Annotated in this window: 2 protein-coding genes; both read left to right on the forward strand. The window is 70.3% G+C overall.

Annotated elements, in window-relative coordinates; translation table 11 throughout:
* Positions 1 to 93 precede the first annotated feature (93 nt).
* Complete coding sequence (fabD, locus tag AOZ06_RS16985; RefSeq protein ID WP_063810366.1) at positions 94 to 3,219, forward strand: ACP S-malonyltransferase; 3,126 nt, start codon at positions 94 to 96, stop codon at positions 3,217 to 3,219.
* Positions 3,216 to 17,627 (forward strand): SDR family NAD(P)-dependent oxidoreductase, encoded by a 14,412-nt coding sequence (locus AOZ06_RS56350; protein WP_054290284.1) that lies wholly within the window; start codon positions 3,216 to 3,218, stop codon positions 17,625 to 17,627. The genes fabD and AOZ06_RS56350 overlap by 4 nt, the downstream gene beginning before the upstream one ends.
* The last annotated feature ends 5 nt before the right edge of the window (positions 17,628 to 17,632 follow it).

Below are 17,632 nucleotides of genomic sequence, written 5' to 3' on the forward strand. Positions count from 1 at the left end.
CCCGGCGAGCGGCATGCCAGGTGCGTGACCACGGGCCTGCACCGCGGCCCGACACGATGAGAAGTGCGACGGCCGGAGAAGGGATCCAAGACCGTGTCGAACCGGACGGTGTTCATGTTCGCCGGGCAGGGCGCGCAGTTCTACGGGATGGGCCGGGACCTGCGGGGGACCAGCCCGGTGTTCGACCGCTCGCTGCGGGAGCTGGACACCATGTTCGCCGACGCCGGGCTGCCCGGTGTGCTCGGCGAGATGCACCGCGCGGACCGTGTCGTGTCCGACCCGTTCGACAGGTTCGCGTACACGCATCCGGCGATCCTCATGGTGGAACTGGCATTGCTGGACATGTTGCGCGCCGAGGACGTGCTGCCGGACCACGTGCTCGGGTCAAGCCTCGGCGAGTACGCCGCGGCTGCCACAGCGGGCGTGCTCGACCGCGAGCACCTCACCAGGGCCATCACCGCCCAGGTGAAGCTCACCGAGGACCTGTGCCCGCGGGGTGCCATGCTCGCCGTGCTCGGCGACGTGTCCGGTTTCGACCCCCGCGCGGACGGCTGGGCCGGGCTGGAGCTCGCGGCGATCAACTACGACCGGCATTTCGTGGTCTCCGGCCCACCCGACGCGGTCGCTACGGCCCAGGGCCGGCTGCGCCGTGAAGGAACCGCGTGCCAGCGGCTGCCTGTCCACTACGCGTTCCACTCCACCCAGGTGGACGTCGCCGCCGAGCCGTACCAGCGGATGATCGCCACCATCCCCTTGGCCAAGCCGACGGTGGAGCTGGTTTCATGTGCCACGGCGGCGGTCACCGCCGAGGTGACTCCCGAGCACATGTGGCGGACGATCCGCGGCCCCATCAGGTTCGCCGACGCGATCAAGATGCTCGAAGCGCACCACGACGGCCTGCGGTACGTCGACCTGGGGCCGTCGCCGACCATGGCGAGGTTCGCCGAGCGGAACTTCCGCACCGGTTCGGGCGCCGAGGCGATCGCCATCATCGACCCGTTCGCGCCCGCGGACCGTGGGCTGAATGCCCTCCGGCGCAAGGCGGTCCGCCGGACGAGCACCGCGGGCGCGGTGCTGTTCCCCGGGCAGGGATCGCAGTCCGTCGGCATGGCCGGGGAGTTGTTCGTCGAGTTCCCTGATCTGGTCGCCGAGGCGGACGAGATCCTGGGCTACTCGATCGAGGAACTCTGCCTGCGCGACCCGCGCGGCGAACTGAACAGCACCGAGTTCACGCAACCGGCGCTGTTCGTGGCCAACGCCCTGCACTACAAGAACTGGCAGCGTGAGCACGGCGGTGCGCCCCCGGAGTTCTTCGCCGGCCACAGCCTCGGTGAGTACAACGCGCTGTGGGCCGCCGGCGCGTTCGACTTCGGCACCGGGTTGCGCCTGGTCCGCAGGCGCGGCGAGCTTATGTCCAAGATGGACGAAGGCGCGATGGCCGCTGTCGTCGGCATCGGCGAGGGCGAGGTCCGCGCGGTGCTGAGCGGGCACGGTCTGACCGATGTGGACATCGCCAACGTCAACAGCCCCGACCAGCTGGTGATCTCCGGGCCACGGGATGTCGTCCTCGGCGCCAAGCAAGCGTTTGCCGACGCTGGGGCGCGATACCTGGCCCTGCGGGTGAGCGGCGCGTTCCACTCCCGGCACATGGCCCCGGCCCGCGCGCAGTTCGAGGACTTCCTCGCGTCACTGGACATCCGCCCGCCGCGAATCCCCGTCATCGCCAACGTCACGGCCGAGCCGTACCCGGACGGGGACATCCGGCATCTGCTCGCCGACCAACTGGTCCGGCCCGTGCGATGGGCGGACAGCGTGCGCTACCTCCGCTCGCACGGCGTCGGCCGGCTCACCGAGGTCGGGCCGGGAACCGTGCTGACCAAACTGGTCGGCAGGATCCCCGCGCCGGTCACGCTGAGCCCGCACCCTGGACAGAGTCTGGGCAGCGCCGAGTTCCGCGAGACCTACGGACTTCGTTACGCCTACGTCTGCGGCTCGATGTACCGCGGTATCTCCTCAGTGGACATGGTCGTGCGCGCGGGCAAGGCCGGAATGCTCGCCTTCTTCGGCACCGGCGGTCTCGCCCTCGAGCACGTCGGCGACGCGATCGACCGGATCCGTGCCGCCGGCGGCCCGTTCGGGATGAGCCTGCCGCACAGCAGGGTGTTCCGCACGGCCGAAGACGACCTCGTGGCACTGTTCCTGCGTCGTGACGTACGGGTCGTCGAAGCGTCCGGGTTCACCCGGATCACGCCCGCGCTGGCCCGCTACCGGGCCGGCGGGCTGCGTCGTGACCAGAACCGGGTCGTGGCCGAGAACCGGATCATCGCCAAGGTTTCCCGGCCCGACGTGGCCGAGCAGTTCCTGCGCCCGCCGCCCGAGGCGATGCTGCGGGACTTGCGCGCGGACGGCCTGATCACCGCTGAACAGGCGGAACTCGCGGCTTCGACGCCGGTCGCGGACGACCTCGTCGTGACCGCGGATTCCGGCGGCCACACCGACCGGGGCATGCTTCTCTGGCTGCTGCCCAGCATCATGCGGTTGCGTGACCGAACGGCCCGGCAGGTCCGGGTCGGCGCGGCGGGCGGCATCGGCACTCCCGCGGCGGCCGCGGCCGCGTTCCTGCTCGGCGCGGACTTCGTCGTGACCGGGTCGGTCAACCTGTGCACGGCCGAAGCGGGCCTGAGCGACGTGGCCAAGGACATGCTCGCCGGGATCACACCGTGGGACACCGACTACGCGCCCGCGGGTGACCAGCTGGAACTCGGCGGACAAGCGCAGGTGCTCGGGCGCGGTGTGCTGTTCCCCGCCCGTGCCAGACGGCTGCGGGAGCTCTACCTGCGGCACGACTCACTGGACGCGCTGGACCCGCGCACCAGCGAACTGTTGCAGGACCGCTGGTTCCGGCGGTCGTTCACCGACATCTGGCAGGACGTCACCGCGTACCTGCCCGGGGAGGTCGAGCGGGCCGACCGTGACCCGAAGCACAGGATGGCGCTGGTGCTGCGCTGGTACTTCGGCCTCAGCCAGCGCCTGGCCATCGAAGGCGACGAGGAGCGCAGGGTGGACTTTCAGGTGCAGTGCGGCCCCGCGTTGGGCGCGTACAACCAGGGGAACGCGTCAGCCTGGCGGGACCGGCACGTCGACGACATCGCGGCGGAACTGATGGCGGCCACGGCCCAACTGGTCGAGGCGCCCCGGCTGCTGGGAGCGAGCGCGTGAGCCCGGCCATCGCGGTCGTCGGCATCGGCTGCCGGATGCCGGGAGCCCGCGACTACCGCGAGTTCTTCACCAACTTGCGCAATCGGGTGGACTCCGTGCGTGAGGTCCCGGCCGACCGCTGGGACACGGCACAGCTGTACGACCCCAACCCGGGCACGCCCAACCGGACGATCAGCAAATGGCTCGGTGTCCTGGACAACCCGTACCTGTTCGACCACGGGTTCTTCGGCATGTCACCGCGTGAGGCCCGGTTGCTGGACCCGGCGCAGCGCATGCTGATGGAGGAGACGTACCACTGCATCGAGGACGCGGGCATCACCGCCGCCGCGCTGGGCGCCGCGCGCACCGACGTCTACGTCGGCAACATGGAACGCGATCACATGATCGAACTGGCCGGCCTCGGGCACGAGGTGCAGAGCCACTCGGTGCTCGGCGTCTACGACTGCCTGATGGCCAACCGGATCTCCCAGACGTTCGGGCTGAACGGGTCCAGTGTCGCGGTGGACGCGGCCTGCGCGTCCGCCCTGGTCGCCGTGCACCTCGGCGTGCAGGCGCTGAACACCGGTGACGCGGACTACGTGATCGCCGGTGGCGTGAACCTGAACGTGCACCCGTGGAAGTACGTCGGGTTCTCCAAGGCACGCATGCTCAGCCCGACCGGGCGGTGCCAGACATTCGACCGGGACGCCGACGGTTTCGTTCCCGGTGACGGCGTCGGCGTGGTCCTCCTGCGGCGGCTCGACGACGCTGTGCGGGATGGCCACCACGTCTACGGCGTGATCCGCGGCAGCGCGGTGAACCACGGCCGCAAGCGCACCACGATCACAGCGCCGACTGTGGCGTCACAGCGCGAAGTCGTGTCCGCCGCCATCGAGCGGGCAGGCGTGGATCCGCGTGAGATCACCTATGTCGAGACGCACGGCACTGGTACGTCACTCGGCGATCCGATCGAAGTCGAGGCCCTGCGGCAGGTCTTCGGCCCGGCGTCCGACGACGTGGGCTGGTGCGCGCTCGGGTCGGTCAAGTCCAACATCGGGCACCTCGAAGGCGCGGCGGGCATCGCCGGGCTGATCAAGGTGCTGCTGATGATGGATTCCCGGCGAATCGTGCCGAACCTGCACCTGCGCACCCTCAATCCGTTGATCGACCTGGACGACGCGCCGTTCCGCGTGGCGGTCGACGAGGCCGAATGGCTGCCGCCGGCTCCTGGTTCGCTGCTCCGGGCGGGCGTGAGCTCGTTCGGTTTCGGCGGGGTCAACTCGCACGTGGTCGTCGAGGAGTTCGTGGCGCCGGAGCGTTCCGAGTCCGCGCGACCGCGTCCCTTCCTGCTTTCGGCGGCTTCTGCGCCGTCGCTGCGGCGGTTGCTGGACCGGTGGCGTACGGAGTCACCGGCCGCGCCGGTCGCTGACGTCACCGCGACGCTCGCCGCGGGTCGCGCGCAGTTGCCGTACCGGATCGCCGGGGTGGTGCGGCAGCCGGAGGACATCGCCTCGGTGATCGCCTCGGCCGAGGTGCCGGACGAAGCCGCTGAGCTCGGGCCGTGGGCGCTGCGGGTGGAGCCGCTGCCGATCCCGGCCGGATACGACGGCGACCAGTGCGCGTACACGACGTCTGTCCTCAAGGAACTGTTGCGTCTGGGTGTCCGGCCTGACCTCATCGTGCCGGTCGGCTCCGGTGTCTGGCCTGTCCTGGCCGCTGTGGACGCGCTCGACGCGGATGTCGCCGCGCGGCTGGCCGCGGGGGAGCCGTGGGCGGGGGAGTTGCGTGTGCCTTCGTTGCCTGTGGCGGTACCCGGCACCGATCGCGTTGTCACGCCGTTGCCTTCGAGTGCGCGGTATCTGGCGGAGCTGAGCGCGGTTTCCGCTCCTGAGGCCACACAGCTGGACCGGTTGACGGCACTGGTCGACCGGCTGTCCGAGCAGCGGACGTTCCAGTCGAACCTGCGTGTCTGGAAAGCGGCCTTCGAAGCGCGCGGCCACACCGACTGGCAGGAGGCCCCCGCGCTGGCGGTCGCCATGGCCAAACAGAACGCCCTTGACCGGCTCAACCGGAAATGGGACCTGCCGCTGTCGCGGTTCCTCACCGGCGAACGCGCGGTCGAGCTCCTGGATCTGCTGGTGGACGGGGTGCTGGAGCCGGGTGACGTCCTGGACCTCCTCGCCGGTTCGCCGGTCTCCGCGCAGCTGACCGGCATCGACCCGGGGCGCTATCCGTTGCTGCGCGGGCTGGTCGGCCTGCCCCAGGATCTCGCTTCGCCGTCGGCGTGGACGTCGTCCGGATCGGGCACAGTCGTGCCGTACCCGGAGATCCCGTTGTCCGGCTCGCTGACCGAGACGCTGGTCGACCTGTGGCAGCGCGGTGCCGACGTGCGATGGGACCTGCACCCGGTTGCCGAAGGCGCCAAGGTTCGCCTGCCCACCACCGAGTTCGACCGCGTCGAGCACCGCATCCCGCCTCCGGCCACATGGCCGGCGCAGCCCGCGCGAGTTTCCCAGCCTGATGGAACGGTCCTCGACCTGAAGACCGAATGGGTTGCCACACCGCGCGTCGCGGCTCCTGCCGCGGGTGGCCCGGTCGTGGTCGTCGGTCCGGATGCCTGTCAGGGCGCTGTTCGGTTGGGAGACGTCCGGTTCGCCTCCCCGGGTGACTCGGTGAGCGAGGACGCCGCCGGAGTGGTTCTCGTGGTCCCGTCCGCCGACGACCCGACTGACAGTGCCGTCGCGGCTTTGGACGTGGCCAAGGCTGCCTACGGTCGGCGCATCCCGATCGTGGCCGTCGGGAACCACGGACCCGCGCTGGTCGCACTCGCTGGGCTGGCTCGGTGCCTGCGTCGCGAGACCGACACAGTCGGGTTGCGCGTGGTCTCGGTGCCCGGTTCGTTCGACGACTCGGCCACGTGGGACGTCGTGGCCGACGAGCTGACCCGTGTGGACGGCGGCGAACTGGTGCTGCACAAGGACGGCAGCCGGGTCAGCCAGCGGTTCGGCACGGAGCCGGTCGCTGCCGAACCGGTGTCGTCACAGATCCGGCCGGGCGGGGTGTACCTGATCACCGGCGGCGCGGGTGGGCTCGGCAAGCTGCTCGCCAGGCACGTGTTGTCCGTGCCGGACACGCGGGTCGCCCTGGTCGGCCGTTCATCCGATGTGGATGTTCGTGATCTCGGTGACCGGGCGATGTACGTGCCGGCCGACATCTCGGTGACCGCTGAGGACGCCGTGTCCGCCGCGCGCGCACGGTTCGGTCCGCTGACCGGGGTATTCCACACCGCGGGTGTCCTGCGTGACGGCTACGTGGCGCACACCACCGCAGACGACGTGCGCGAGGTGCTCGCCCCGAAGGCACTGGGCGCGCTCAACCTCGACCGTGCGACTCGCGATGAGCCACTGGAACTGTTCGTGCTGTACTCGTCGGTCGTCGCTGTTGTCGGCAACGTGGGTCAGTCCGCGTACGCGATGGCCAACGCCTTCCTGGACGAGTTCGCCAACACCCGCGTAGGCCCTGGGCGCACGTTGTCCGTCGGCTGGCCGGTGTGGCAGGACGGCGGTATGACCGTGAGCGGCCGTGGTGTCCTCGGCAGCGACACGGGCATGCAGCCGATGCCCGCCGAAGTCGGACTCGCCGCGCTGGACCGTTTGCTGGCCCTCGGCGGAGCCCGTGCGTTCCTCTACGGCAACCCGGACCTCCTGCCTGATCTGCTTGCGCGAGACGAGCCTGCGGCTGCGCCCGAACCCGAGGAGGCTTCGCCGGAGCGTGCGCTGGACTGGGCACGGGAGTACGTGGCGACGACAGTCGCCCAGTTGCGTGGCGTGTCACCGGACGAGATCGACCTGGACACGGGGCTGGACCGGTTCGGCCTGGACTCCATCGTGATCAGCGAGTTCAACGCCCGCACCGAGGCGGCGATCGGCTCGGTCGGTGAAACCTTGCTGTTCGAGTGCCGCACGTTGGCAGCCGCCGCGGAACGGATCGCCCAACTTCGCCCAGCGGAACTGGCAGCTCGCTACGGCACCACCCACGTCACCCCGATGACGCCCGATGCCCCGGAGGTGGCTCCGGCGGCCGAAACCGCGCCGGTGAACGAGAACATCGGCGGAGTGGCGATCATCGGCATCGCCGGTCGCTACCCCCAGGCCCCTGACCTGGACGCCTTCTGGCGCAACCTCGCAGGCGGCCGGGACTGCGTGACCGAAGTACCGCAGGCTCGCTGGGACCATCGCGCACACGCGGCCGAAGGCGGTGCCTACTGCGGATCGGGCGCCTTCCTGGACGCTGTCGACGAGTTCGACCCGTTGTTCTTCAACATCTCCCCGCGCGAAGCCGAGCTGATGGACCCGCAGGAACGCCTGTTCCTGCAAACGGCATGGCACGCGTTCGAACACGCGGGCTACCCGCCGTACAGGCTGGGTGACAACCGTGACGTCGGTGTGTTCGTCGGCGTGACAACCCAGACGTACCTCCTCCGGCAAGCCGATGCTGTCGTGCCGCCGTCGCCACAGTGGTCGATCGCGAACCGGGTCTCGTTCTGGCTGGACCTGCGCGGCCCGAGCATGCCCGTGGACACGGCCTGCGCCGCGTCGCTCACCGCGATCCACCAGGCCGTACGCAGCCTTGCCCGTGGCGAATGCCGGATGGCGTTGGTCGGCGGGGTCAACCTGTACCTGCACCCGTCGAAGTACGACTGGCTCTGCCAACTGCAAATGCTGTCCCGTACCGGCCGATGCCACACGTTCGGCGCGGACGCGGACGGTTTTGTGCCCGGTGAAGGTGTCGGTGCCGTCGTGCTCAAGCCGTTGCGCGACGCGCTGGCCGACGGCGACCGGGTGCTCGGTGTGGTCAAGGGAACGGCGATCAACCACGGCGGCCGTACGAACGGTTTCACTGTGCCCAATCCGAGGGCGCAGGCGGAACTGATCCGTGCGGCACTCGACGACGCCGGAGTCGACCCCGGCACGATCGGTTACGTCGAGGCGCACGGAACCGGCACCGCACTGGGCGACCCGGTGGAGATCGCCGGGCTCGCCCAGGCTTACGCCGGCGTGTCACCGGGAACCTGCGCGATCGGTTCGGTGAAGACCAACATCGGGCACCTGGAGTCCGCGTCGGGCATGGCCGGGCTGACCAAGGTGCTGCTGCAGTTCGAGCACAGCCGACTGGTGCCGTCGTTGCACAGCGACGAAACGAACCCGCGGATCGACTTCGCCGCCACCCCGTTCACCGTGCAGCACGAACTCGCCGACTGGCCGGGCACACAGCCCCGGCGGGCGGGGATCAGCTCGTTCGGTGCGGGCGGCGCGAACGCGCACGTGGTCGTCGAAGAGGCCCCGGCCGCGACGGCACGACGCGGTCCCGAGAACGGCGAGCACCTCGTCATCGTGTCAGCTGCCGACCAGGAAAGGCTGCGGGAGCACTGCGCGAACCTGGCCGCCGCGATCCGCGGCGGTGAACTCCGCGTCGCTGAGGTTGCCTACCAGCTCCAGGTGCGGCGCGAACCGCTGGCCGAACGGGTCGCGATGCTCGTCAGCGACCGCGGGACGCTGGTCGAGCGGCTGCTCGCGTTCGCCGCCGGCGAGTGGACGTCCACAAAAGACAAGGCAGCCCGAGCCGAACTCGAAGACGCGCTTGCCCGGCGTGACTGGGAAGCCATCGGAGCGGCCTGGGTCGCCGGTGCCGACGTGCCGTGGGAGTCGCTGCACGACACGCCACTGAGGACAGTCGAGCTCCCGCGATACCCCTTCGCCGCCGAGCGGTACTGGCTGCCCGAGCCCAAGCCGGACACGGTCACGTTGACCGGTCAGGAACCGATCCTCGCCGACCACCGGGTGGGTGGCGTGCCGATCCTGCCTGCCGTCGGCGCCATCGAGCTGGTTCGAGCAGCGGTCGGCCAGGCGCCGATCCGTCTCCGCAACAACGTCTGGACAGCGCCGATCATGGTGCCGGAACCGACGCCACTCCGGATCGTGCTGGAAGACGGGCGTTACGAGGTGCGCGGCAAGGACGGCACGTACGTCACCGGCAGCGTCGAACCCGTGACCGGCGAGGAGGAACGGCTGGACCTCGATGCCATCCGGGCCCGCTGCGAGGGATCGGTGACATCCGGCGAGTTCTACCCGGACGTGCGTGCGCGTGGGCTCGATCTCGGGCCGACCTACCAGGGCATCACCAGACTGCACTGGGCTGACGAGGAAGCCTTCGCCGAACTGGCCGCACCACCCGGCGGCGACCGTCACACGTTGCACCCGGGGATGTTCGACTCCGCGTTGCAGGGATGCCTGTGGCTGCTCGGCCGCAAGTTCGACCGCGTCCACCTGCCGTACAGCATCGGCGCGGTGGAGATCCTCGGTCCGACTCCTGCTCGTGGCTTCTCCCACGTCGTGCTGCGCAAGGTGACCGCCGAGGGCAGCAAGGTCGACGTCCGCCTGACCGACGAGCAGGGGCGGGTCGTGCTGCGGGTGCTGGACCTGTGGGTGCGGCCGTGGCAGGCGCCCGGTGAGCGTGTCAGCCATTTCCGGCCGAAGTGGGTCGGCGAGGTGATCGGCGAGCGCCGCGATCCGGGCGCGGTGCGGGTCCTGGCGTCGACAGAACAGGCTCGCCAGAAGATCTCCGCCGGGTTCGAGCGGATCGTGGACGAGGACGCGGACACTGTCGTCTTCGCTGTTGCAGACGCGATCGGCGAGACCTCCGAACAGATCGACGCGGCTTTGCTGCCGTTGTTGCGTCTCACTCAGGACCTGGTGCGGGCCAAGGACAAGCGCCCGGTGCGGCTGGTGGTCGGTGTGCCCGCGGGTGTGCCTGCCTACCGCGCGCTGGGCGGGTTCCTGCGCACGGTGTCGCTGGAAAGCTCACGGATTTCCTCCGTCCTGGTGGAACTGGTGGGATCCGAGCCGCTTTCCCGGCTCGTCGACGAGGCGTGCGGCACGGCTTCCGGCGCCGAGGTGCGTTACGAGGACGGGCAGCGTTGCGTGCTGCGCTGGGAGAAGCACACCCCGGCCAGGCGAACCGTGTTGCGTGACGGCGGCGTCTACCTGATCACCGGTGGCGCGGGCGGTCTGGGTTCGCTGGTCGCCCGATGGCTGGAAGACACGGTCGGCGCGCGGGTGGTGCGGGCCGGTCGATCCGAGGCCAACGACATCAGGGCCGACGTGTCCACCTTGGCGGGCGCACGCGCGGCAATCAGCTTCGCGGAGGAGAAGTTCGGTGCGCTGAACGGGATATTCCACTGCGCCGGTGTCCTGCGGGACGGTTACCTCGTCCGGCAGACCGAGGACCAGGTGCGTGAGGTCGTCGCGGGCAAGGCGCTCGGTGCCGTGAACCTGGCGGCGGCGGCCGAAGGCAGGGACCTCGACTTCCTGTGCCTGTTCTCGTCGCTCGCCGCCGCCGTGGGCAGTGCCGGGCAGTCAGGTTACGCGTACGCCAACAGTTTCCTCGACGCCTTCGCGGCTTCCCGCAGTGCGTACACGGTGTCCGTGAATTGGCCACTGTGGATGGACGGCGGCATGGGTGTGGACGCCGGAGTCGCCGAGTGGCTCGAGGTGAATCTCGGGTTGCGGCCCCTGACCACCGAAGCGGGGCTCACCGCGCTCGACGCCGTGCTCGGTGGACCGGAACGGCAAGTCGTCGTGGTACCTGGTGACGGTGCCGCTGTGGGCAAGCGGCTCGGGATCGGCACACCGCCGCGGCCCGTTCAGCGGACCGCGGTGACGGGTCCGCGGGAGTTCCTGATCGCCGAGATCGCCGCGATCGCGAAGCTGGATCCCGCTCGGATCCGGCCGGACCGGCCGATCGGCGACTACGGCTTCGACTCGTTGTCGTTCGGTGTCCTGGCCAACCGCTTGGTCAGCGAGCTGGACGTGGACGTCACGCCCGCGCTGTTCTTCGAGTACACGACCGTGGCCGAGGTCGCCGGCCACCTGGCTGCCACGTATCCGGCGAAGTTCGGCACCGGGACAGCACCCGAGCCGCAGACGACGAGCAAGCCGGTTGAACCCGCGCGGGTGCGCAACGGTCCGGAGCCGGTCGCGATCATCGGCATGCACGGCATGCTGCCGGGCAGTTCCGACCTCGCGGAGTTCTGGCGCAACCTGGACGCGGGCCGTGACCTGGTCACCGAGATCCCACCGGACCGCTGGGACTGGCGGGAGGTCTACCACACCACCCCGGGCCCGAACCGGACCAACAGCAAGTGGGGCGGGTTCGTCCCGGACGTCGACAAGTTCGACGCGCGGTTCTTCGGCATCTCGCCGAAGGAAGCCGAGTTGATGGACCCGCAGCAGCGGCTGTTCCTGCAGACCGCGTACCGGGCTGTCGAAGAGGCGGGCTACCGGCCGTCCGACCTGGCCAAGGGCACGACCGGGCTGTTCGTCGGGGTGGCTTCGCACGACTACTACGACCTGATGCGGGAGGCCGGTGTCCCGGTCGAGGCGTTCACCACGACAGGCCTGTTCCACGCGGTGCTGGCCAACCGTGTGTCGTACCTGATGAACCTCACCGGGCCGAGTTTCCCGATCGACACCGCGTGTTCGAGCTCGTTGGTGGCGCTGCGGACCGCCGTCGAGTCACTGCAGGCAGGCAGTTGCGACACCGCGATCGTCGGCGGTGTGAACCTCCTGCTGTCGCCGATGGTCTACATCTCGTTCGCACGAGCGGGAATGCTCAGCCCGACTGGCCGGTGCCGCACGTTCGACGCGAACGCGGACGGATACGTGCGTGCGGAAGGCGTGGGGGCGTTGCTGCTCAAGCCGCTGTCCGCGGCCGAACGGGACGGCGACCACGTGCACGCGGTCATCCGCGGCAGCGCGGTCAACCACGGCGGCAAGGTCACCACGTTGACCACGCCGAACCCGAACGCGCAGGCGGACCTGATGGTCAAGGCGTTCGGCGAGGTCGACCCGGCCACGGTCGGCTACATGGAACTGCACGGCACGGGCACCGCGCTCGGCGACCCGATCGAGATCAACGGCGTGAAGCGGGCGTTCGGCGAGTTGCGGGACCGTGCCGGGCTGCCCCGGCTGACCGAGCGGACCACCCTGATCGGTTCGGTGAAGTCCAACATCGGGCACCCGGAGTCGGCGGCGGGCATCGCGGGCATCTTCAAGGTCATCCTGGCCATGAAACACGGCCGCGTCCCCGGCAACCTGCACCTGTCCGAGCTCAACCCGCAGATCCGGCTGGACGGCAGCCCGCTGTCGATAGTGGATGGTTCGACGGCGTGGCCACGGCCGCGGGACGAGGACGGCGGCGAACTGCCGCGCCGCGCGGGTGTCAGCTCGTTCGGTTTCGGCGGCGTGAACGCTCATGTGCTGCTGGAGGAACACGTGCCGGCTCCGGCGCCGCAGCAGCCCGGCGAGCAGGTGTTCGTGTTGTCCGCCCGTTCGGCGGACCGGCTGCGCGAGTACGCCGCCGCGCTGGCCGAAGCTGTTCGTCCCACCGCCGGTACCGATCCGTCGAAGGTGGCCGCCGCGGTCGCGGAGGTCGCGGGCGTGCCCGCGGACCAGTTGCCGTTGGACGAACCGCTGGTGGACCTCGGCCTGTCGAGCCACGCGTTGAGCGTGCTCGCGGACACCGGGATGGGAACCGACGACCTGGCCGGCCGAACCATCGAACAACTCGCCGGCTCCCGCGTCGACGGCCCGGCCGCGGCCGGGGAACTCGCGGACATCGCGTACACGCTGCGGGTCGGCCGTGAGCCGATGAACCATCGACTGGCCGTGGTCACCGACTCCGCGGCGACGCTGGCAGACGCGCTCGCCACTTTCGCGGCAACCGGCACACCCGGCGAGCGGACCTGGCTCGGGACGGCAACCGGCCCCGCCGCCCCGGACCCCGGCGGCCTGGGTGCCTCCGACGCCCAGGCCGCCGGGGGTGCCCTCACCGACCTCGCCGGCCACTGGGTCACGGGTGCGGACGTGGACTGGTCAGCCGTGCGCACCGGCCGGCGCCCCCGGCGCGTGAGCCTGCCCACGTACCCCTTCGCCAAGGACCGTCATTGGTTCAGCGCACCCCAGGATGAACGCGACAAGGACTACCGCGTCCATCTGTCCGGCGACGAAACGCTGGTGGCCGAGCACAAGGTGAACAGGCAGGCTGTTGTGGCCGGGGTGATGCAACTCGACCTCGCCATCTCAGCGGCCGAGGCGCGCGGCGGCGACGCCACGAGCGTCAGCCGGGTGAGCTGGACCAGTCCGCTGGTCGTCCCGCCGGGTGGCGTGGACGTCTTCGTGGACCTGACCGAGCGGGACGGCGGCATCGACTACCAGGTCCGCACTGCCGGAGGAACTCATTCCGCCGGACGTTTCGCCCGCGCGACCACATCGTCCGCGCGGGTCGACCTCGAAGCGGTCCGGCAGCGTTGCCCGGACTCGCACGATCACGACGCGATCTACCAGGCCTTCGACGGCATGGGGATCTCCTACGGCCCGACCTACCGGGGTCTGCGGGAAGCGTGGACCGGCGACGGGGAACTGCTTGCCCGGTATGAGACCGGCAACGCCGTGGCCGCGATGGATGCCGGGCTGCAGGCGATCAGCGTGCTCGAAGGTGCTGAGCCGGGTCGCAGCCGAATGCCGTTCAGCGTCGAGTCCGTCGACCGCCTCGCAGCCGTGCCACTTTCCGGCCACGTCCACGTCCGTGCGTCATCGAGCGGGCACGACGTCACGCTGCTCGACGAGCAAGGGCGCCCGTGCTTGGTGCTGCGCGAGGTGATCGTGCGCGCCGAACAGGATCCCCTCGACGGGTTCTTCTTCCGTCCCTTCTGGGCCGAGCAGGACGAACGCGCAGAACGGCCCCGTGGCGGCAACCTGGTCGTGGGGCGGCGCCTGGACGGGCTTCACGGCCCGGTGTGGCATGTGGAGCTGGGAGGGCGCGACCGGCGGCTAGGCGACGACGAATGGGAGATCGACGCGGGCGCGCCCGAACCGGGACTGCGGGACTGCCTGCGGGAGTTCACCGGCTTCCGGCACGTGTGGTTCCACGCGGACTCGGCGCCCGTGCTGTTCCACCTGGTCCGCGCACTCGCCGAAACCGGTGCGCTCAACCGGGTCGAGTCGATCCGGTCGGTGGTCAGCGGCACCCACGACGCCGGTGGCAGGCAAGTCGCCAACCCGGCCGCGGCCGCGGTCGTCGGCCTGACCAAGTCGCTCGCCCGTGAGTACCCGCGAATCGGCGTGTCCTGTGTGGACATCACGTCGCCACCGGGCGACAGGCTGTTCACCGAACCCGCCCGGCAGGACAACCGCGAAGTCGCGATCGTCGGCGGACGGCGTCTGGTGCGCAGGCTGCGATCGCTCCGGCTCCCGCCACCCGTCCGGCCGCCTTTCCGCGACGGCGGTGGTTACCTGATCGTCGGCGGCGCCGGTGGTATCGGGCTCGCACTGGCCGAACACCTGGCCGCGACTGTGTCCGCCCGGCTCGTGCTCGTCGGCCGCCGTCCTGCCGACGGGCGGATCGAGGCGGCACTGGACCGGCTGGCCGAACTCGGCGGCCAAGCCAGCTACCAACGCGCTGACGTGACCGATCACGACGCGATGCGTTCGGTCGTCGCGAAAGCCACGGCACACGGCCCGCTGCACGGCGTCATCCACGCGGCGATGGAACTGCGCGACGGCATCGTGGAACGGATGTCCGATGAGGACTTCGACGCCGTGCTCGCGCCCAAGGCAGACGGGACGCGCGTGCTCGGTGAGGCGCTCGTGGGCGAGCGGCTGGACTTCCTGCTCGTGTTGTCGTCGGTGCAGTCGTTCACCGCCGCGGGCGGCCAGGCCAACTACGCCGCGGCGTCGGCGGCCCAGGACGCGTTCGCCCACCGGATCGCCACCTCATGCCGGTTCCCGGTGCACATCGTCAACTTCGGGCCGTGGGCCGAGGTCGGCCGGGTCGCCGGTCACGGCGACTCGCTGGCTGCCCGTGGCTACCAGCCGATCGAACCGGCTGCGGGGATCCGGGCGATCGAACGGATTCTCGCCTCCGACGAACGTCAAGTCGTCGCGTTGCACGCCGACCGCGCGGTTCTCGACTCCATCGGTGTCGTGCCGTCGGAGCCTGTGCCCGTTGCCGATCGGGTGCCCGCGTTCGACGGCGACCCCGCCGAGCAGGAAGCGCTCGACTCGTTCGTCACCGACGCCCTGTGGTTCGCGTTCGACAGGCTCGGCCTGTTCACCTCGCCCGGCGAGAAGCACTCACGTGAGGCACTGCCTGATCGCCTCGGGGTGGCGCCGGCCCACCGCCGTCTGGTGGACGCGCTCGTCCAGGTCCTGGTCGACCGGGGAGTCCTGGTCGCGGTGGACGGTCGCGTCGGCGCGAGCGACTTCGTCACCCGGCCGGTCAAGCCCGACCCCGAACCGCTGCGGTCCCGGTTCCCGAACCTCGCGGCCCGGCTGGAACTGGTGACGCGCAGCCTCGCCGCACTACCCGACGTGCTGCGTGGCCATCGCCTCGCCACCGAAGTGCTGTTCCCGGACGGCTCGATGGACCTGGTCAGCCCGATCTACCGCGGCGAGGCCCTGGTCGACTACTGCAACGCGCTCGTCGCGGATCAGGTGGCCGGCAGCCGCCCCGCCCGGGTGCTCGAAGTCGGCGCGGGCACCGGGGGAACCACGGAAGCGGTTCTCGCCGAACTGGCCGCGCGTGGTGTGCGTGCTTCGTACGAGGCGACCGACATCTCGGCCGGTCTGCTGGCACGTACCCGGGCCAGGCTGGACTCCCGCGGACTGCCGGTGAAGTTCAGCAAGCTGGACATCGAGAGCCCGTCGGACACCGCGACCGGCTACGACGTCGTGGTCGCCGCGAACGTCCTGCACGCCACCGACGACCTGGACGACGTCCTCGCCCGGCTCCGGCGGATGCTCAACCCCGGCGGACGGCTCGTGCTCACCGAGGTCACGGCTGTGCAGCCGTTCCACACGGTGACGTTCGGCCTGCTGGACGGCTGGTGGCGGTACTCCGACCCGGACCGCAGGCTGCCGGGCTCACCGTTGCTGGACGTGCACTTGTGGCGCCAGTGCCTGGCGCACGCCGGGTTCAGCGAGGTCCAGGTGCTCGGCCACCCGGCCACGCCAGGCGTCCTGCCGCAACGCGTGGTGGTCGCCGAGGTGCCGTCGGACGACGACAGCAAGCCCGTGGAACCGGCAGGCGACACCCGTGATGTGCAGGCGGTGGTGGCCGAGCGGGTGGCGGCGTGCCTGGGCGTGCCGGTCGCCGAGGTCGGTGCCGACACTCCGATGGCGGACCTGGGCGTGGACTCGATCGTCGCGGTCGAACTGACCAACCAGCTCAACGACGAGCTGGGTATCTCGCTCAAGACCGCGATCGTGTTCGACCACCCGACGGTTGTGGACCTGGCCCGGTTCATAACCACGAGCCACGGCGATCACCTGGCGGTGGCCGCCGAGCCGGAGCGGCCACGCCCCGCCGCCACCGGCTTGCGGGCGGTGCGGTTCGACCGGCCGGGGCACCCGCGCGACCTGCGGATCGTGCCGATCGACCCGGTCGAACCGGGCCACGGCGAAGTCGAGATCCAGGTCAGGGCGTTCCCGGTGAACTTCTCCGACTTCCTCGTCGCCAAGGGGCTCTACCCGATGATGCCGGACTTCCCGGTCACCCCGGGCGTCGAGGTCTCCGGTGTGGTGCGCCGGGTGGGTGAAGGTGTGCACAGGTTCAAGCCGGGTGACGAGGTGATCGGGCTGACCCGGCTGGACATGGGCGGCCAGGCCACGGTGGTGTGCACGGACGAGGACTTCGTGGTGGCCAAGCCCGGCAACGTCAGCCACGAGGAGGCATGCGGCTTCCCGGTCGCGTTCCTCGCCATGTACCTCGCGTTCGAACGCGCGGACGTACGACCGGGCGACCGGATCCTGATCCCGGCGGCCACCGGCACCAACGGGCTGATCGCCGTCCAGCTGGCCCGGCTGGCGGGCGCCGAGATCATCGCGACCGCCGGGGCGCGGCACAAGATCGACCACCTGGCGGAGCTGGGCATCGACAACACCATCGACCACGAACGAGAGGACGTGGTCGCCGAGGTACTGCGACGCACCGGTGGCACGGGTGTGGACGTGGTGATCAACACCCTCGGCGGCACCACCCAGCAGGGACTGAACGTGCTCGCCCCGGACGGGCGGTACGTGGAGATCGCGGTGGCCGGCCTGCGGACCGGCCGGGCGCTCGACCTGTCCAGGCTGGTGGACAACCAGACCTTCTACAGCTTCAACACCAAGAAGTTCTTCCTGCGGCACCCGCGTCAGCGCGCCGAGTACCTCCGGATCGCCGCCGAGCACCTCGGTTCCGGCCGCGTCCGGCCGTCCGTCGCGCACGTCCTGCCGTTCGACCGGGTCACGGAGGCCTACGCCCGCAAGGAAGACCGGGCAGTGATCGGCCGGGTCGTGGTCACCGTTCCCGACCCGTCCGACACGCCCTGATCGGG

It is taken from the genome of Kibdelosporangium phytohabitans, assembly GCF_001302585.1.
GTDB lineage: Bacteria > Actinomycetota > Actinomycetes > Mycobacteriales > Pseudonocardiaceae > Kibdelosporangium > Kibdelosporangium phytohabitans.